Source organism: Jannaschia pohangensis, from assembly GCF_900113875.1.
Lineage (GTDB): Bacteria > Pseudomonadota > Alphaproteobacteria > Rhodobacterales > Rhodobacteraceae > Jannaschia > Jannaschia pohangensis.
In genome coordinates this window covers 1,060,493-1,076,753 of the sequence record NZ_FORA01000001.1, presented here as the reverse complement: position 1 = coordinate 1,076,753, position 16,261 = coordinate 1,060,493, and the positions used below count along the sequence as shown (strand labels likewise).

At 65.6% G+C, this 16,261-nt stretch carries 19 protein-coding genes and 1 tRNA gene; 11 read left to right on the top strand and 9 right to left on the bottom strand.

What is annotated here, in order from left to right:
- Positions 1-8: 8 nt before the first annotated feature.
- Positions 9-1,214 (bottom strand): ROK family transcriptional regulator, encoded by a 1,206-nt coding sequence (locus BM002_RS05405; protein WP_092778011.1) that lies wholly within the window; start codon positions 1,212-1,214, stop codon positions 9-11.
- A 185-nt stretch (positions 1,215-1,399) separates the two neighbouring features.
- Between BM002_RS05405 and BM002_RS05400 the strand changes: the two genes are divergently transcribed.
- The 5 genes from BM002_RS05400 to BM002_RS05380 all read left to right on the top strand — a co-directional run bounded on the left by BM002_RS05400 (position 1,400) and on the right by BM002_RS05380 (position 5,449).
- Positions 1,400-2,431, top strand: coding sequence for a sugar ABC transporter substrate-binding protein (locus BM002_RS05400; RefSeq protein WP_092778009.1), 1,032 nt, complete (start codon positions 1,400-1,402; stop codon positions 2,429-2,431).
- A gap of 79 nt (positions 2,432-2,510) precedes the next feature.
- Positions 2,511-3,599 (top strand): ABC transporter permease, encoded by a 1,089-nt coding sequence (locus BM002_RS05395; protein WP_245749135.1) that lies wholly within the window; start codon positions 2,511-2,513, stop codon positions 3,597-3,599.
- A complete protein-coding gene (locus BM002_RS05390; protein ID WP_092778005.1) occupies positions 3,599-4,363 on the top strand; it encodes an ATP-binding cassette domain-containing protein in 765 nt (254 codons plus the stop codon). Before BM002_RS05395 ends, BM002_RS05390 begins: the two co-directional genes overlap by 1 nt.
- A 92-nt stretch (positions 4,364-4,455) precedes the next feature.
- Positions 4,456-4,929 (top strand): DUF305 domain-containing protein, encoded by a 474-nt coding sequence (locus BM002_RS05385; RefSeq protein WP_139212279.1) that lies wholly within the window; start codon positions 4,456-4,458, stop codon positions 4,927-4,929.
- 85 nt (positions 4,930-5,014) lie between these two features.
- Positions 5,015-5,449, top strand: a complete 435-nt coding sequence (locus BM002_RS05380; protein WP_092778808.1) for a c-type cytochrome — start codon at positions 5,015-5,017, stop codon at positions 5,447-5,449.
- A 71-nt stretch (positions 5,450-5,520) separates the two neighbouring features.
- Here BM002_RS05380 and BM002_RS19245 read toward each other — a convergent pair.
- Positions 5,521-5,604, bottom strand: a tRNA-Tyr gene (locus tag BM002_RS19245).
- Positions 5,605-5,689: 85 nt separating this feature from the next.
- Between BM002_RS19245 and rlmB the strand changes: the two genes are divergently transcribed.
- The 3 genes from rlmB (at position 5,690) to BM002_RS05365 (ending at position 7,411) form a co-directional block, all read left to right on the top strand.
- Complete coding sequence (gene rlmB / locus BM002_RS05375; RefSeq protein ID WP_245749134.1) at positions 5,690-6,502, top strand: 23S rRNA (guanosine(2251)-2'-O)-methyltransferase RlmB; 813 nt, start codon at positions 5,690-5,692, stop codon at positions 6,500-6,502.
- Between the two features lie 97 nt (positions 6,503-6,599).
- Entirely contained in the window at positions 6,600-6,758 is a 159-nt protein-coding gene (locus BM002_RS19510; protein ID WP_245749133.1) for a hypothetical protein, read from the top strand.
- Positions 6,759-6,937: 179 nt separating this feature from the next.
- Complete coding sequence (locus BM002_RS05365) at positions 6,938-7,411, top strand: CoA-binding protein (protein ID WP_092777999.1); 474 nt, start codon at positions 6,938-6,940, stop codon at positions 7,409-7,411.
- A 71-nt stretch (positions 7,412-7,482) separates the two neighbouring features.
- Here the strand turns inward: BM002_RS05365 and BM002_RS05360 are convergent, their stop codons facing one another.
- From BM002_RS05360 to hisF, 3 genes are all read right to left on the bottom strand, one after another.
- Positions 7,483-8,040, bottom strand: a complete 558-nt coding sequence (locus tag BM002_RS05360) for a PRC-barrel domain-containing protein (protein WP_175484805.1) — start codon at positions 8,038-8,040, stop codon at positions 7,483-7,485.
- A 133-nt stretch (positions 8,041-8,173) separates the two neighbouring features.
- Positions 8,174-8,488, bottom strand: coding sequence for a phosphoribosyl-ATP diphosphatase (locus tag BM002_RS05355; RefSeq protein ID WP_092777995.1), 315 nt, complete (start codon positions 8,486-8,488; stop codon positions 8,174-8,176).
- Positions 8,489-8,491: 3 nt separating this feature from the next.
- Positions 8,492-9,253 carry an imidazole glycerol phosphate synthase subunit HisF gene (gene hisF, locus BM002_RS05350; RefSeq protein WP_092777993.1) on the bottom strand — a complete coding sequence of 254 codons (762 nt, stop codon included), beginning with the start codon at positions 9,251-9,253 and terminating at the stop codon, positions 8,492-8,494.
- 108 nt (positions 9,254-9,361) lie between these two features.
- Here hisF and BM002_RS05345 point away from each other — a divergent pair, with 108 nt between their 5' ends.
- Positions 9,362-9,802 (top strand): DUF302 domain-containing protein, encoded by a 441-nt coding sequence (locus BM002_RS05345; protein ID WP_092777991.1) that lies wholly within the window; start codon positions 9,362-9,364, stop codon positions 9,800-9,802.
- On the opposite strand, the gene BM002_RS05340 is transcribed toward BM002_RS05345, so the two are convergent.
- Together BM002_RS05340 and hisA are read right to left on the bottom strand one after the other, a co-directional pair.
- The gene (locus BM002_RS05340) at positions 9,803-10,012 is read right to left on the bottom strand and encodes a hypothetical protein (RefSeq protein ID WP_092777989.1); all 210 of its coding nucleotides are present in this window, start codon (positions 10,010-10,012) and stop codon (positions 9,803-9,805) included. It abuts the gene before it with no gap.
- An 83-nt stretch (positions 10,013-10,095) separates the two neighbouring features.
- The gene (gene hisA / locus BM002_RS05335) at positions 10,096-10,815 is read right to left on the bottom strand and encodes a 1-(5-phosphoribosyl)-5-[(5-phosphoribosylamino)methylideneamino]imidazole-4-carboxamide isomerase (protein WP_092777987.1); all 720 of its coding nucleotides are present in this window, start codon (positions 10,813-10,815) and stop codon (positions 10,096-10,098) included.
- Between the two features lie 137 nt (positions 10,816-10,952).
- On the opposite strand from hisA, the gene BM002_RS05330 reads away from it, so the two are divergent.
- Positions 10,953-11,339, top strand: coding sequence for a DUF2147 domain-containing protein (locus BM002_RS05330; protein WP_092777985.1), 387 nt, complete (start codon positions 10,953-10,955; stop codon positions 11,337-11,339).
- Positions 11,340-11,404: 65 nt separating this feature from the next.
- On the opposite strand, the gene hisH is transcribed toward BM002_RS05330, so the two are convergent.
- Together hisH and hisB are read right to left on the bottom strand one after the other, a co-directional pair.
- Positions 11,405-12,043: an imidazole glycerol phosphate synthase subunit HisH gene (gene hisH / locus BM002_RS05325; RefSeq protein ID WP_092777983.1), complete on the bottom strand. Its 639-nt coding sequence runs from the start codon at positions 12,041-12,043 to the stop codon at positions 11,405-11,407.
- A 4-nt stretch (positions 12,044-12,047) separates the two neighbouring features.
- Positions 12,048-12,635 carry an imidazoleglycerol-phosphate dehydratase HisB gene (hisB, locus tag BM002_RS05320; protein WP_092777981.1) on the bottom strand — a complete coding sequence of 196 codons (588 nt, stop codon included), beginning with the start codon at positions 12,633-12,635 and terminating at the stop codon, positions 12,048-12,050.
- Between the two features lie 220 nt (positions 12,636-12,855).
- On the opposite strand from hisB, the gene BM002_RS05315 reads away from it, so the two are divergent.
- Positions 12,856-16,077, top strand: coding sequence for a Hint domain-containing protein (locus BM002_RS05315; RefSeq protein WP_139212277.1), 3,222 nt, complete (start codon positions 12,856-12,858; stop codon positions 16,075-16,077).
- Positions 16,078-16,261: the final 184 nt, after the last annotated feature.

The window sequence follows — 16,261 nt, the reverse complement described above, 5'->3', positions numbered from 1 at the left end:
AGCACCGCTCACGCCACGGCGGACACCGCATTCGTGTCGAGCAGATATTGCGACAGGATCGGGCCGGATGCCGCGCCGATGGCACGGGCGTTCCCCCCCACGGTTCCGGCCTCGATCCGGGGCGGGATCAGGCCGCGCGTGTCCTGATGGACGATATAGCGGCGGACCCGATCGACCAGATCTTCGCGGATCGCGGCGGGGAAGGCCCCGTCGATGACGATCGCCTCAAAATCGATGACCGAGCAGGCGGACAGGGCCGCCTTGGCCAGATCCTGCGCGGTCTGGCCCAGCCATGGCTCCACATACCGTGAAATCCCGCTCCAGTCCTGCGGGACCTGCCAGAGCAGGGCGGGGTCGATCTCTACCTCGCGCAGACGCGACTCCAGACGGTGGATCGAAGCCAGGTCCACCAGCTGCATGCTCTCGCCGTTCGGACTGATGCTCGGGAGAGAGCCGAGCGCGCCCGCGTTGCCCTGCCGCCCCTGGAACACCGAGTTGTTCAGCACGATGCCGCCGCCGGTGAAGGCCCCAATGAAGAAATAAGCGTAGTCCTGGAACTCCTTGCCGCGCCCATAGACGTGCTCGGCCTGACAGGCGGCGGTTGCGTCGTTCAGGATGCCGACAGGTAGGGCCGAAAACCCGGCGATCACCTCGCGGATGTCGATGTCGCGCCACAGGGCGAAACTCTGCTCAGAACCCTGGTCGCCACTTTGGTATCCGGCCCTCCACATCTCGAAGGGCATGGCGACGCCGATGCCGCAGATGCGTACCGCTTCGACGCGGGGCAGGGAGGCGGTGATCTCGGACAGGCCGTGCGCCAGAAAGGCGAAGACCGCCTCGGGGTCGGGGCTTGGATAGACGATCTGGCGCTGGTGGCGGATCACGCCGGTGATATCCATCAGGAGGAGGTCCGCCGATCGTCGACCGATCTTGAGGCCGAACGACAGGACGCCGCCCCCGGCCAGGCGCATCGGGATCGACGGCTTGCCGACCCGCCCGCGAGTCGGTGTCCCCCGCTCCAGCAGGCCGTCTCCTTCCAACCGTCGCAGGATGCCCGACACCGTGGGCGGCGACAGGCCGGACAGGCGGGCCAGATCGCTGCCGGGCCGTTCCCCGTGCCTTTGCAGCAACGACAGCAGAAGGCGTTCGTTGTGGTCACGAACACCCTTCTGGCTCAGGCCCGAGCTGATTGATCTGACTTCGGCGTCCTTCATTCCCGCGCACCATAGGTGACTCGTCTGCCGTCCGTAATAGCGCAGGCGGGTTAATAAGAAAAGTTAACTAATTAATTGACAGGCTCAGCCGAATCGCGCCATGAAGGGGGCGTTCGGGTCGCCGAAGACGACTTGCACGAGGCCGGGCCGAGGGGCGTCAGGCCTTTGTTTTTTGGGAGGAAACCATGAAGAATCTTTTGATCGGAACCCTGCTTGCGTCGGGTACCATGACAATCGCCATGTCCGGTGCGGCGCTGGCCGATGCCCATGGGACGTCGGCCTGTCTCATCACCAAGACCGACACCAACCCGTTCTTCGTGAAGATGCGCGAAGGTGCCGAAGCCGCCGCCGCCGAAGCCGGGATCACCCTGCGCTCCTATGCGGGCAAGATCGACGGCGACCACGAGACCCAGGTTGCCGCCATCGAGACCTGCATCGCCGACGGCGCCTCGGGCATCCTGCTGACCGCCTCGGACACCTCGTCCATCGTGGGGGCCGTCACCCAGGCCCGCGACGCAGGCCTGCTGGTCATCGCGCTCGACACGCCGCTCGACCCGATTGATGCGGCCGATGCGACCTTTGCCACCGACAACTTCCTGGCCGGTGAGCTGATCGGCCAATGGGCCGCCGCCACCTTGGGTGACGAGGCCGCCAATGCCCGCATCGCGATGCTCGACCTCGCCGTCAGCCAGCCGACCGTCGGCGTACTGCGCGATCAGGGCTTCCTGACCGGCTTCGGCATCGACGTGAAGGACCCGAGCAAGTGGGGCGACGAGGATGACCCCCGCATCGTCGGCAACGACGTGACCGCCGGCAACGAAGAGGGGGGCCGCAAGGCGATGGAAAACCTTCTGGCCGTCGATCCGACGATCAACGTGGTCTACACCATCAACGAGCCTGCCGCCGCCGGTGCCTATGAGGCGCTCAAGTCCATCGGCCGCGAGGGTGAGGTTCTGATCGTCTCCGTCGACGGCGGTTGCCCCGGCGTCCAGAACGTCGCGGACGGTGTGATCGGGGCCACGTCGCAGCAGTATCCGCTGCTCATGGCCGCCAAGGGGATCGAGGCGATTGCCGCCTATGCCGCCGACGGCACCAAGCCCGAGAACACGCCCGGCAAGGACTTCTTCGATACCGGCGTCGCCCTTGTGACGGACCAGCCCGCCGAAGGCGTCGAGAGCATCTCGGTCGAGGAAGGCAAGGCGCTCTGCTGGGGCTGAGACCCTGACAGGCTAGATCAAAAGGCAGGGGGCGTGCGGTGACATGCCCCCTGCGACACACGCGAGGGAGGGAACGCAGGTGTCCGACAAGACCGACGATTACGAGGCCGTCGTCCAGGCGAGCCGGGGCGAAGCCGTAGCGGATTTCTCCAAGGCGCGCGCCAGCGCGTTGGACCGGGTGCAGCACGCGCTCCACGTGAACCCGGCGCTGGTGCCTCTGGTGGTTCTGTTGGGGTCCATCATCACCTTCGGCCTGCTTCTGGGGACGAAATTCTTCTCGCCCTTCGCACTGACGCTGATCCTGCAACAGGTGCAGATCGTGGGCATCGTCGCCGCCGCGCAATCGCTGGTCATCCTGACGGCGGGCATCGACCTGTCGGTCGGCGCGATCGCGGTCATCAGCTCGGTCATCATGGGCCAGTTCACCTTCCGCTACGGCGTGCCGGTGGAAATCTCGGTCGCCATCGGCCTGCTGGCGGGCACGGCCATCGGCTGTGTCAACGGCTGGCTCGTGGCGGTCATGAAGCTGCCGCCCTTCATCGTGACCCTTGGCATGTGGCAGATCGTGCTGGCGGCCAACTTCCTTTATTCAGCCAACGAAACCATCCGCAGCCAGGAGATCGAGACCGAAGCGCCGCTTTTGCAATTCCTCGGCACGACGTTCAAGATCGGCGCCGATGCCGACGGGCGGGGTGGGGCGACCTTCACCTATGGCGTCATCTTCATGGTCTTGGTGGTGGTGTTCCTCGCCTATGCGCTGCGTCACACGGCCTGGGGGCGGCACGTCTATGCGACGGGCGACGACCCCGAGGCGGCACAGCTTTCGGGTGTCAACGTCAAGCGCACGCTGATTTCGGTCTATGGCGTGGCGGGCCTGATCTGCGCCTTCGCCGGTTGGGCCCTGATCGGGCGCATCGGATCGGTGTCGCCCACCTCCGGGCAACTGCTCAACATCGAAAGCATCACGGCCGTGGTCATCGGCGGGATCAGCCTGTTTGGCGGACGCGGGTCGATCATGGGCACGTTCTTCGGCGCATTGATCGTCGGCGTGTTCACTCTGGGCCTGCGCCTTCTGGGGGCGGATGCGCAATGGACCTATCTGCTGATCGGCGTGCTCATCATCGCCGCAGTGGCCGTGGACCAATGGATCAGAAAGGTGGCTGCGTGATGGAACCCATTCTCAAGGCCCGCGGGCTGGTCAAGCGCTATGGCAAGGTCACGGCCCTCGACAATTGCGACTTCGACCTTAACCCCGGCGAGATCGTCGCGGTGATCGGCGACAACGGGGCGGGGAAGTCGTCGCTCATAAAGGTGCTGTCAGGGGCGGTCATTCCCGACGCGGGCCACGTCCTGCTGGAGGGGCGAAAGGTGCGCTTCTCCTCGCCGAACGATGCGCGCGCCGAAGGGATCGAAACAGTCTATCAGACCCTCGCCATGTCGCCCGCCCTGTCGATTGCCGACAACATGTTCATGGGGCGCGAGCTGCGCAAACCCGGGGTCATGGGGTCGGTCTTTCGTCAACTCGACCGTGCCCGAATGGAGAAGATCGCCCGCGACAAGCTGTCGGAACTGGGGCTGATGACGATCCAGAACATCAATCAGGCGGTCGAGACGCTGTCGGGCGGTCAGCGGCAGGGCGTGGCCGTGGCACGGGCGGCGGCTTTCGGGTCGAAGGTCATCATTCTCGATGAACCCACGGCGGCCCTTGGCGTCAAGGAAAGCCGCCGGGTGCTGGAGCTGATCCTGGATGTGCGGTCCCGAGGCATTCCGATCATCCTGATCAGCCACAACATGCCCCATGTCTTCGAGGTGGCCGACCGCATCCATGTCCACCGTCTGGGCAAGCGTCTGTGCGTGATCGACCCCAAGGATTACACCATGTCCGACGCCGTCGCCTTCATGACCGGCGCCAAGGAGGCCCCCGCCGCCTGACCCTGCGGCCTGTCCGTCGAATTCGGGATGTCTGCAACCTTCCAGCGCTGGAAGGTTGTTGAGCCCCTGAAACGGAACGGAAAGGGCAAGCAATGCAGGACGACACTCGGGGCACATCCTATCTGAGGTTCTTCGCCATGGTGGGCACATCGACGGCCATCATGTTCGGACTGATGTATCTCAATACCGATGAGACCGGGCATGTCTTCTTCAGCGAGACGCGCGTCTACATGACCGTCATCATGGGGGCCGTCATGGCCGTGGTGATGCTGACCTTCATGCTTGGCATGTATCGTAACAAGGCAATGAATCTCGCCCTTTACGGCGGATCCGGGGTGGTGTTCGCCACCGCGCTCTGGCTCGTGCGGTCGCAGGAAACGGTGCAGGACGTCAGCTGGATGAAGGCCATGATCCCGCACCATTCCATCGCCATCCTGACCAGCGAGCGGGCCGAACTGAGCGACCCGCGGGTGCAGGAACTGGCGCGTGGCATCATCGAGGCACAGCGGCGGGAAATCGACGAGATGGTCGCCCTTATCGACGCGCTGGAAGCGGGCGGAACCTGAACGGCCACCGTCGCGAAACCTGGCCTTGACCTTCCCCCGACTGGAAGGGATACGCCTTGCCCGGCATGACAAAGGGATGGCGCGCATGAAATCCATCATCTTGATCGCATTGGGAGTTTCGGGGCTCATCGGCGGGTATGTTTTCCTGTCCCGGCCCGATGCGCCCCCGTCGACACCTGTCGCAGCGGAGGTTCCCGATGGCGCGTTGGTCAGCGTGACCCTCCCCGAAAACCTGTCCGAAGCGGCCACGGTCGGGAAGGCGCTGTTCGAGGGAGAGTGTGCGGTCTGTCATGGGGTGAATGCGGCGGGGCGGGTCGGGGTGGCGCCGCCCTTGGTGCATCGCATCTATGAACCCGGGCACCACGGCGACGAGAGTTTCCAGCGCGCGGTGGCCCTGGGCGTGCAGGCGCATCACTGGCCCTTTGGGGACATGCCAGCGGTCGAAGGGGTGACGCGGGCCGATGTCGAGATGATCGTCGCCTATGTCCGCGAATTGCAGCGCGCCAACGGAATTCAATGATTTCAGGTGCTTGAAGTCTTGACAGCGGGCCCCCCTGGGGGCGGATCCGGTCATCGGCATCTTGGGTAGAATGGTGGGCGACCCTGGAATCGAACCAGGCGTGAGTCGCCTCGAGGGAGTTACAGTCCCCTGCCACACCTTGCGGCCTGTCGCCCACTGGCGGCGGTCCTAGCGGGCCGGGCAGACGGGGTCAAGCGGTGTTCTGGCCTCGGGGACGGACGGGTGATAAGCGGGTGATCCATGGGTGATCTGCGGGTGACGGGAATGGCACAAAAGCCGAAATGGGTGGTCGACAAGGAACGGGACAGGCGCGCGTCTGCACAGGCGACGGTCTGGCTGTTCGGGCTGCATGCGGTGCGCGATGCGTTGCAGAATCCGATGCGCGACCGCCTGCGGCTGGTGCTGACCAAGAATGCCGCCGACCGCCTGGGCGAGGTGGTGCCCGCGTCGGGGATGGAGCCCGAGATCGCGGACCCGCGCCGCTTTCCCGTGCCGCTCGACCCCGGGTCGGTGCATCAGGGCGCGGCGCTGGAGGTCAAGGCGCTGGACTGGGGCAAGCTCGACGATCTGGCGCGACCGGGGCAGGGGGCGCCGCTGCTGGTCCTGCTCGACCGGGTCACGGACCCGCACAATGCGGGCGCGATCCTGCGGTCGGCCGAGGTTTTCGGCGCGCGGGCCGTGATCGCCCCCTCGCGCCATGCCGCCCCCGAGACGGGGGCGCTGGCCAAGACGGCTTCGGGCGCGCTGGAGCGGCAACCCTATCTGCGGGTGGGGAACCTGGGCGATGCGATGGAGCGGCTGAAGGATCTGGGCTATACCCTTGTCGGCATGGATGGCGAGGCGGAGGAGACGCTGAGCGCGGTTGCTGCCAATCTGGTCACGGTGCCCACGGCCATCGTCCTCGGGGCCGAAGGGCCGGGTCTGCGCGAGCGGACCAAGGAGCTGTGCGACCGGATGGTGCGGATCGACCCGGCGGGGGCCTTCGGATCGCTCAACGTGTCGAATGCGGCGGCGGTCGCGCTGTTCGCCCTGCGGGAAGGCCGGGATGGTTGAGCGGCTGGCAACCTGTTGCTATTGCGGGCGGCGGACGGCCCTGCGCGACGTGGATCATCACCTGGTTTGCGGGTCCTGTGCGGCCCCTTTGACGAATATGAAGCCCCTCAAGCTGCGACAGGCTGCCGCTGTGGCCAGCCATGCGCCGACCAAGGTCGCGCGCCCGATGAAATCGAAAAAGCGCAAGAAATCCAAGAGTCTGTGGCGGAAAGTGGCGGGCGAGGCCTTTGATCTGATCGAGGATATCTTTGACTGACGGCAAAGGCCCGTCGTTGAATTCTCCGTGATGGGAACTTTTTTCGGCCACAGTGGTTACCCATATGTCTGAGGAAGGCGAAACTGGAACCTTCGTCTTCTGTTCACTGTCCCTCGTTCCACACCTCGGGCCCGCCGCACCCTGTTGCAGCGGGCCCTTTTTTATCGTCCAGTCGGGGGATGACCACGACACCGACCGATGACTTCCTGCGCGATGTGCTGACCCGGGCGAAGACATTCGCCTGTGTGGGCGTGTCGCCAAACCCGATCCGGCCCAGTCATTTCGTGGGCCGCTACCTGTCGGTGCGGGGCTATCGCGTCATCGGGGTGAACCCGGGTCATGCGGGGACAGAGTTGTTCGGTCAGACGGTCGTGCCCGATCTGGCGTCGATCACCGAGCCGGTCCACGTCCTCGACATCTTTCGCCGCCCCGAGGCGGTGCCCGCCATCGTGGAGGAGGGTCTGGCCCGCTTTCCGGACCTGATCTGCGTCTGGCTGCAAGTGGGCATCGTCAGCCCGGAGGCCGAGGCGATGTGCGACGCCGCCGGGGTGCCCATCGTGCAGGACCGTTGCCCCAAGATCGAATACCAGCGGCTGTTCGGGGAATTGCGCAAGGGCGGGTTCAACACCGGGATCATCTCGTCCCGGCTGTGACTCGGGGCGCCGGGCGCGAAAAGGCCCGCGAAGCCGGGGGCTGCGCGGGCCTGTCGTGTTGATCCGTCAGGTCAGCCTTCGTAGGCGGGCATCGCTTCGAGGTCTTCCTGGGTCGCGTTCACGTCAACGCGCATCGCCGTCGGGCTCTCGAGGATCAGGAGGCGCCCGATCGGCACCGCAACCGGCTTTTCCCCAAGACCCAGAAAGCCGCCCACATCGACCACAACGTCGGTCAGCAGCCCGTCATCCGAGCGGACGAGGGATGCGACTTCGCCGATCCGTTCATCGCCCAGACCGAAGACCGGCACGCCGACCATGTCTTCGTCGACGAGCGCGTCATAGCCGAGAACCGTGTAGCCGTCGGGCACGATCATCTCGGAGGTGGTGTCGCTGCCCGGCTCGATGATCGGGCTGGGGGAGATGGCGTCGGTGTCGGGGATCTGCGGTTCGCCTTCGACGATGTTGCCGGCCCCCGATTGCGTGGTAAGACCGGTGCCCGTCCGTTCCACGTCTGCCGTCTCCTCCACCCGATCGGGAACGGTGGTGGCGGGGTCGGCGGCGTGGCTGTCGGCATATGCCGGGACCGCAAGGGCCAGTGCCGTGGCCGTAGACGCGAAAAGGAATTTCATCGTAATCTCCTCGGTGTTGCGGATCGACCGGATTGCAGGTCGGTCGAAGACGTAACACGCAAGGCGGTGCTCGGGTTCCGTACCCAGAGTGCCGTCTTGCACCTTTCGGGGCCATCCGCAGTGGAAGGTGGCGTCAGTCCTTGCGCGACGCCTTTTCGGCAAGGCCTGAGGTGCCGCCGCGCCGGTCCAGTTCCGCCAGCACATCCGCCAAGGGCACGTCGCGGGCCGCCAGCATGATGCAGAGGTGGTACAGGACATCCGCCGCCTCGGAGGTCAGCCGGTCGCGGTCGCCCTTGACGGCCTCGATGATGGCTTCGACGGCTTCCTCACCGAACTTCTCGGCGCATTTCTCCGGGCCCTTGGCCAGCAGGCGGGCCGTCCAGCTGTCGTCGGGGTCGGCGCTGCGGCGGGCGTCGATGGTGGCCCAGAGGCGGTCGAGACTGTGCATGGCTCACTCCATCCGCATGGGAATACCGGCGGCGGCCATATGCGTCTTGGCCTGGCCGATGGTGTAGGTGCCGAAGTGGAAGATCGACGCGGCGAGCACGGCGCTGGCCCCGCCGATCGTCACGCCCTCGACCAAATGGTCGAGCGTGCCGACGCCGCCGCTGGCGATCACGGGGATGGTGACCGCGTTCGACACGGCGCGGGTCAGCGGCAGGTTGAAGCCCGCCTTGGTGCCGTCGCGGTCCATGGAGGTGAGCAGGATTTCTCCGGCGCCCCTGTCCATGGCGGTGCGGGCGAATTCCACGGCGTCGATGCCGGTGGGTTTGCGGCCCCCGTGGGTGAAGATCTCCCATTTGCCGGGGCTGACGGTCTTGGCGTCGATGGCGCAGACGATGCACTGGCTGCCGAACCTGTCGGCGGCGCGCGACAGCACATCGGGGTCGGCCACGGCGGCGGAGTTGAAGCTGACCTTGTCGGCGCCCGCAAGCAGCAGGTTGCGCACATCGTCGACCGTGCGCACGCCGCCGCCGATGGTCAGCGGCATGAAGCACGCCTCGGCGGTGCGGGTGGCGAGGTCGTACATGGTGCCGCGGTTTTCGTGGGTGGCGTGGATGTCGAGAAAGCACAGCTCGTCCGCGCCCGCCGCGTCGTAGGCGCGGGCAGATTCCACCGGGTCGCCCGCGTCGATCAGGTCGACGAAGTTGACGCCCTTGACCACGCGGCCATCGGCCACGTCCAGACAGGGGATGATGCGTGTCTTCAGCATGGGGCCGGTTTGGCGCGGAATGGCGCAGGGGGCAAGGCTTCACGCAGAAGTGTGGGGCCGGGGCCACCGATGCGGTAGTAAGGTCGGCACATAGCCAGAGGAGAGATCATGTTTCGCCCCATCCTTTTGACCGCAGCGCTTGTCGCCGCAAGCCCGAGTTTCGCCGAAATGATTACCAAGCCGTCCCCCCATTCCGTCACCGAGACCGCCGACCGTCTGGCCGCCGCCATCGAGGGTGCGGGCGCCACCCTTGTCGCCCGTGTGCCCCATTCGGCCGCCGCCGCGTCGGTGGATATGGAACTGCCCGAGTCGATCCTGATGATCTTCGGAAACCCCAAGGTCGGCACGCCGGTGATGCAGCAGGATCTACGCGCGGGCCTGACGCTGCCGCTTCGGGTCCTGGTCCATGCCGATGGCGACGGGGCCGCCGTGACCTATCAGACCGCCGATGATCTGTTCGCGGGAATGGATGTCGATCTGGGGTCCGAGGCCGCGATGACGATCAACGGCGCGCTCGGCAAGCTGACGGATGCGGCGGTGGCCGAATAGTCAGGGTCGGTCCAGCGCCCGAACGAGGAGGATGATCGCCCCCACCAGGGCGGCGCCTCCTCCGATGACGGCCAGGATCTGCAGGCCGACGCCGCGGGCGATGCCTGCGCCGATGTTGTGGGTCACCTGGCCATAGCGGTGATCGATCCAGGGGATCGACGCCACGGCGACCCCCAGGACGATGGCGATGATCGGGCCTGTCAGTTTCATGTCGGGGCCTTTCGAGGCGGGCTGCCCTTATCCCCTTTATCAGAAGTCCGCGAGGAATGCGCCCTGCCCGGGGGGTGCGCCGTTCAGTCCCTCAGGGCCGAGAGCGCCGCGCCGAGGTCGATCGCCCCGTCATAAAGCGCGCGCCCCGAGATCGCGCCGGCAATCGTGCCCTTGTCCCTCAGCGCCTGAAGGTCGGCCAGCGATGAGACGCCGCCCGATGCGATGACCGGAATGGATACCGCACGGGCCAGCGCGTCCGTCGCCTCGACGTTCGGGCCGCCCATTGCGCCGTCGCGGTCGATGTCGGTGTAGATGATGGCGGCGACGCCCGCGTCCTCGAACCGGCGGGCGAGGTCGGTGGCCATGACGTCCGTCTCTTCCGCCCATCCGCGTGTCGCGACGCGGCCGCCCCGCGCGTCGATCCCCACGGCGACCTTGCCCGGGAAGGCGCGGGCCGCTTCGCGGACCAGATCCGGGTTTTCGACGGCGACGGTGCCCAGGATCACCCGGGCCAGACCCTTCGACAGCCAGGCCTCGATGGTCGCCAGGTCGCGGATGCCGCCGCCCAATTGGCAGGGGACGGTGACGGTGGCCAAAATCGCCTCGACCGCCGCGCCGTTAACCGGTTGGCCCGCGAAGGCCCCGTTAAGGTCGACCAGATGCACCCATTCGCAGCCCGCATCCTGAAACGCGCGGGCCTGGGCGGCGGGGTTGTCGTTGAAGACCGTCGCACTCTCCATCGCGCCATGAACAAGGCGCACGGCCTGGCCGTCTTTGAGGTCGATGGCGGGATAGAGTATCATGGCGCGGCTCCGGCAGGTCGTTCGCCCGCGCTTTTGGCGCAAAGTGACGAAAGGGGGAAGCCCGTGCCGAAACGTCACGCTTGCCAGAACGGCCAATCTCGCGACAGGCTGTCGGCGATATCTAGGGAGGATACGACATGAACCGCTTCTTTCTGACGCTTGTGGCCAGCCTTGGCCTTGCCACGATGGCCAGCGCCGACCCCATCGAGGGCGTCTGGCAGACCGAGGTCGACGACGGCGCCTATGCCCACGTCACCATCGCGCCCTGCGGGCCGAATTACTGCGGCGTGATCAGCAAGACCTTCAACACGGGTGGCGAATACCAGTCCCCGAATCTGGGTCGGCAGATCGTCCGCAACATGGCCGCACAGGGCGGCGGCGAATACGAGGGGCAGGTCTGGCGCCCGTCCAACGACAAGGTCTATCTGGGCAAGATCGCCCTGAACGGCAATCAGATGGCGCTGCGCGGGTGCGTTGCCGGCGGTCTGATCTGTGCCCGTCAGAACTGGGTCAAGATCCGCTAAAACGGCTTCTCTGCTTCACAAATACTCAAACGAACGGCCCGCATCCCCGCGGGCCGTTTGCCGTTTCAGGGGGTCCAGCCCAGGAAATTCGCGATCAGGCGCAAGCCCGTGGCCTGGCTTTTTTCGGGGTGGAATTGCGTGCCCACCACGTTGTCGCGCGCGATGATGGCGGTGACGTCGCCGCCGTAATCCACATGGGCCAGCCGGTCCGACGTGTCGCCCATGACCATCTGGTAGGAATGGACGAAATAGGCGTGATCACCCGTCGCCACCCCGGCCATGACCGGGTGCGTGCCCGTCACGATCAGGTCGTTCCAGCCCATGTGCGGCACCTTGAGGCCCGGGGTGTCGGGCACGATCCGTTCGATTGCACCGGGGATGACGTCGAAGCCGACGACATCCTCGTATTCGCGCCCGACGGTGGCCAGCATCTGCATCCCTACGCAGATGCCCATGAAGGGCCGCGCGCGCGGGCCGATGGCCTCGAGCACGGCCTCCTCCAGCCCGTCGAAATCACGCAGGCCACGGCGGCAGGCGGGAAAGGCTCCGTCACCCGGCAGCACGACCCGGTCGGCGCGGGCCACGTCTTCGGGGCGCTGCGACACCAGAATGTCGCCGCCCCCGCTTTCGCGGGCCATCCGCTCGAACGCCTTCTGCGCCGAATGCAGGTTGCCGCTGTCGTAGTCGACAAGAACCGTCAGCATGGACTTACAGTGTTCCCTTGGTCGAGGGGATCGCGTCGGCCTTGCGCGGATCGACTTCCAGAGCGTCGCGCAGGGCGCGGGCGACGGCTTTGAAGGCGGCTTCGGCGATGTGGTGTGAATTGACGCCGCGCAGCCCGTCGACGTGCAGGGTGATGCCCCCATGGGTTGACAGCGCCTGGAAGAATTCGCGCACCAGTTCGGTGTCGAATGTCTTGATCTGGGGGGCGGTCATCAGCACCTCCCAGGCCAACCAGGGCCGCCCCGACAGGTCGAGTGCCGCGCGCACCAGCGCATCGTCCATCGGCAGCAGGCAGGCGCCATAGCGCCGGATCCCGCGCTTGTCGCCCATGGCCTTGGTCAGGGCCTGCCCCAGGGCGATGCCGACATCTTCGACCGTGTGGTGGTCGTCGATGTGAAGGTCGCCAGAGCAGCGTATTTCCATGTCGATCAGCGCATGACGGGCCAGTTGATCCAGCATGTGGTCAAAGAATCCCACGCCGGTCCGGTTGTCATAGGTTCCTGTTCCGTCAAGATTTATCGTGACGGAGATATCCGTCTCGGCGGTCTTGCGGGTGAGTGTTGCCGTACGCATGGCCTTGTCCCTCAGGCGGGTTCCGTTGGACGTCCCATAGCCGCAAGACGGGACGACGAAAAGGCCACAAGGCCGGAGCGGTCGTCGCGATTGGTGATGACCCGCAAATGTCACGCGGGGAGAATACCCCGAAATCGACACAATTTGATCGAAATTTTCTGCGATTTCTCCGTATGCGCGCCCGCAGAAGGCGCGAGGTTTCTTGTTGTCAGGATCGAGCGTGCCCGTTTTCAATCTTCGTCTCTATGCCGCCAATCCGACTGGTATCCTCAGCCAGAACATCGGTGGTTTCTCGACCTGGACCGGCCCCGGTCAGGCGACCGGGACGGCCGTCGTCACCGACAACGTGATCGGCCCGAACGGGGCGACGCTCGAAGATGAATACACGGGCGAGACCGCCGTCGCGAATGTGACGGTCGGCGGGTTCTCGGCCACCAACGCCAATGTGGAATCCGAGGAATCCTGGTTGATCCGGGACACTGTAACCGGCGAGGAAATCCGCGTCGTCCAGTTCAACGTCAACGAAGGCGGCGCGCGCTTCACGCTGACGTCTTCGCCGCTGGTCCAGGGCCGGGTCTACGAAACGGTGGCCTTCGACTCCTCGGTGACCGAGGGCGAGGGCGTATCGTTCAACTATGCCGATTTCAACGACGGCATCGTGCAGGGCACTTCGGGGGACGATGTGATCGACCGGGCTTATACCGGCGACCCGAACGGCGACCGCGTCGATGCCAATGACCAATACACCAGCCAGACGACCCAGGGCACGTTCAACTGGAGCGTTTACGGCGACAACGCAGCGATCACCTCCACGTCCTCGCCCACGCAGAGCGAGGGTGGCGTCGACGTCACGGTCACCTCGAACGTCCCGACCGGATCGACCTTCATCGCCAACTACGAGGACAACAACGCGGGCACCGACGAGTCGGTCCATGTTCCCGCGGGGTCAGGGTTCTCGGCCACATCGAACGCCCGCATCTTTGCCGGGGGCATCCAGACCGATACGGTCATCAACGTCGATTTCAACCCGACAAGCGGGGCCGGAACTTCGACCGAGGTTCACAACGTCCAGTTCGTGATCAGCGACATCGACGGTGTCATCAACAGCGCCAACAACTTCACCGATGTGGTGACGATCCGCGCCTATGACGTGGACGGCAACCAGATCGAGGTCCAGATCCGGGTTCTGGGCAACGACAGCCTGTCGGGAAACACCGTCACCGCGTTGGTGGACAGTGACGAGCCGAGCCAAGCGGACGGCGCCATCCTCGTCACGATCCCGGGGCCGGTCGATCGGTTCGAAATCATCTATGACAACGTTCCCGCCAACGGGAACCCGCTGACGCAGCAGGCGATTTTCCTCTCCGATATTCGCTATGACGCGATCTCGACCCAAGGCAACGCCGACAGCATCGAGGCGGGTGCGGGCAACGACTCGGTCTTTGCCGGCTCCGACAACGACACGGTCGACGGGGGGTCGGGCAACGACACCATCGACGGCGGTTCGGGGAATGACAGTCTCTTTGGGGGGACGGGCAACGACAGAATCCTGGGCGGAACCGGCAATGACACGCTGGACGGCGGGTCTGGCAACGATACCCTTTTGGGGGGTGCCGGCGCGGATCTCCTCGACGGTGGACAGAACAACGACAGCCTTGATGGCGGTGCGGGCAACGACACGCTTCTGGGCGGAGACGGGGCCGATACGCTGCTTGGCGGTGCCGATAACGACAGCCTCGACGGTGGTGCGGGCAACGACAGTCTGAATGGCGGGACGGGCAATGACGTCCTGATTGGCGGTACGGGGAACGACACGCTTCTTGGCGGGGACGGCAACGACACGCTGGACGGTGGCGAGAACAACGACAGCCTCGATGGCGGCGCGGGCTTCGATATCCTGAGCGGTGGATCGGGTCGCGATACGCTCGTCTCGGGCACGGGTGGGGGTGTTCTGGACGGCGGCAGCGGGGCGGACATCCTTGTCGGGGGATCGGGCAACGAAACCCTTCTCGGCGGCAGCGGCAACGATACCATCACCGGCGGGGCCGGAAACGACTTCATCGACGGCGGAAGCAACAACGACGAGCTGTCGGGCGGCGACGACAACGACACGCTGCTCGGCGACATCGGCAACGACACCCTGAACGGCGATGCGGGCGACGACAGCCTCGACGGCGGAGCCGGCGCCGACAGCCTGTCGGGTGGCACGGGCAACGACACCCTTTCGGGGGGCGATGACGACGACACGCTTTCGGGCGGCGACGGCTCTGACACCCTGTTCGGGGATGCGGGCGACGACAGCCTCGACGGTGGGTCGGGCGCAGACAGCCTGTCGGGTGGCATCGGCAACGACACGCTTTCGGGTGGCGATGACAACGACACGCTTTCAGGCGGCGTCGGCTCTGACACCCTGTTCGGGGATGCGGGCGACGACAGCCTTGACGGTGGGTCGGGCGCGGACAGCCTGTCGGGTGGCATCGGCAACGACACGCTTTCGGGGGGCGATGACAACGACACGCTGTTCGGGGATGCGGGCGACGACAGCCTCGACGGAGGGTCAGGCGCGGATAGCCTGTCAGGTGGCACGGGCAACGACACCCTGGTCGTGGGCGGCGGCGATACCGCAGAGGGCGGCGACGGCGACGACTACTTCGTCATCGACGGCACCCAGACCAACGGCGGCGCAATCACCATTGTGGGCGGCGAAGGCAACGAGAGCACCGATGCGGCCGGCAATGTCGTGGGCGACACGCTCGACTTCAACGGACAGCTGGTCCGGGGCTCCATTGTCTATACCAACACCGACGACGACGCGGGCGGGTTCAGCGGCACGGCGACCCTGATCGACGGCACGATCGTCACGTTCAGCGAGATCGAAACGATCATCTGTTTCGCCGAAGGCACGCAGATCGACACGCCCTTCGGGCCCCGTTCGGTCGAGGATCTGATCGAGGGCGATCTGGTCCGCACCCGCGACGACGGGATGCAGACGCTCGAATGGATCGGCCGCAAGCGCGGCATGACGACCGCCGACACCGCCCCCGTGTGCTTTGCGCGCGGAACCATCGGCAACGACCGGCCCCTGCGCGTCTCGCCGCAGCACCGCATGATGGTGCGCGGCTGGCGGGCGCAGTTGATGTTCGGTCAGGAAGAGGTCCTGGTGCCCGCAAAGGCGTTGATCGATGGTCAGGGCATCGTGCAGGAGGCACCGGGTTTCATGACCTACATCCACCTGATGACGCCGCGCCACCAGCTCATCTTCGCGGAAGGGGCCGAGACCGAGACGTTCCTGCCCGCTGCTTACGGTCTGGACGGGATCGACGAGGCCGACCGCGCCCGGCTGTTTGTCACTCGGCCTGATCTGCGGGCGGATCTGAATGCTTATGGCCAGGCCGCGCGCTATATGCCCAAGGCGCGACAGGCGATGTTGCTGACCGCCTGAACCGACCTCCGAACGTTCGCCGCAACACGACCGCCCTCAGGGCGCGTGATCTTGTGCATGTTGATGTCCCGACAAACAAAAGAAAAACCCCCGGCCGCTAAACCGGGGGTTTTTTTCCTGAACCGAAATGGAGCGGGCGAGGCGATTCGAACGCCCGACCCTAACCTTGGCAAGCGGCGATTTG

Bases quoted from the DNA above. Each gene is read 5' to 3' on its own strand.
- BM002_RS05390 (WP_092778005.1), top strand. From the start codon at position 3,599: ATGGAACCCATTCTCAAGGCCCGCGGGCTGGTCAAGCGCTATGGCAAG.
- BM002_RS05380 (WP_092778808.1), top strand. From the start codon at position 5,015: ATGAAATCCATCATCTTGATCGCATTGGGAGTTTCGGGGCTCATCGGC.
- hisB (WP_092777981.1), bottom strand. From the start codon at position 12,635: ATGCGTACGGCAACACTCACCCGCAAGACCGCCGAGACGGATATCTCC.
- hisH (WP_092777983.1), bottom strand. From the start codon at position 12,043: ATGCTGACGGTTCTTGTCGACTACGACAGCGGCAACCTGCATTCGGCG.
- rlmB (WP_245749134.1), top strand. From the start codon at position 5,690: ATGGGTGATCTGCGGGTGACGGGAATGGCACAAAAGCCGAAATGGGTG.
- BM002_RS05365 (WP_092777999.1), top strand. From the start codon at position 6,938: ATGACCACGACACCGACCGATGACTTCCTGCGCGATGTGCTGACCCGG.
- BM002_RS05400 (WP_092778009.1), top strand. From the start codon at position 1,400: ATGAAGAATCTTTTGATCGGAACCCTGCTTGCGTCGGGTACCATGACA.
- BM002_RS19510 (WP_245749133.1), top strand. From the start codon at position 6,600: ATGAAGCCCCTCAAGCTGCGACAGGCTGCCGCTGTGGCCAGCCATGCG.
- BM002_RS05345 (WP_092777991.1), top strand. From the start codon at position 9,362: ATGTTTCGCCCCATCCTTTTGACCGCAGCGCTTGTCGCCGCAAGCCCG.
- BM002_RS05385 (WP_139212279.1), top strand. From the start codon at position 4,456: ATGCAGGACGACACTCGGGGCACATCCTATCTGAGGTTCTTCGCCATG.
- BM002_RS05340 (WP_092777989.1), bottom strand. From the start codon at position 10,012: ATGAAACTGACAGGCCCGATCATCGCCATCGTCCTGGGGGTCGCCGTG.
- BM002_RS05360 (WP_175484805.1), bottom strand. From the start codon at position 8,040: ATGAAATTCCTTTTCGCGTCTACGGCCACGGCACTGGCCCTTGCGGTC.
- hisF (WP_092777993.1), bottom strand. From the start codon at position 9,253: ATGCTGAAGACACGCATCATCCCCTGTCTGGACGTGGCCGATGGCCGC.
- BM002_RS05405 (WP_092778011.1), bottom strand. From the start codon at position 1,214: ATGAAGGACGCCGAAGTCAGATCAATCAGCTCGGGCCTGAGCCAGAAG.
- hisA (WP_092777987.1), bottom strand. From the start codon at position 10,815: ATGATACTCTATCCCGCCATCGACCTCAAAGACGGCCAGGCCGTGCGC.
- BM002_RS05330 (WP_092777985.1), top strand. From the start codon at position 10,953: ATGAACCGCTTCTTTCTGACGCTTGTGGCCAGCCTTGGCCTTGCCACG.
- BM002_RS05355 (WP_092777995.1), bottom strand. From the start codon at position 8,488: ATGCACAGTCTCGACCGCCTCTGGGCCACCATCGACGCCCGCCGCAGC.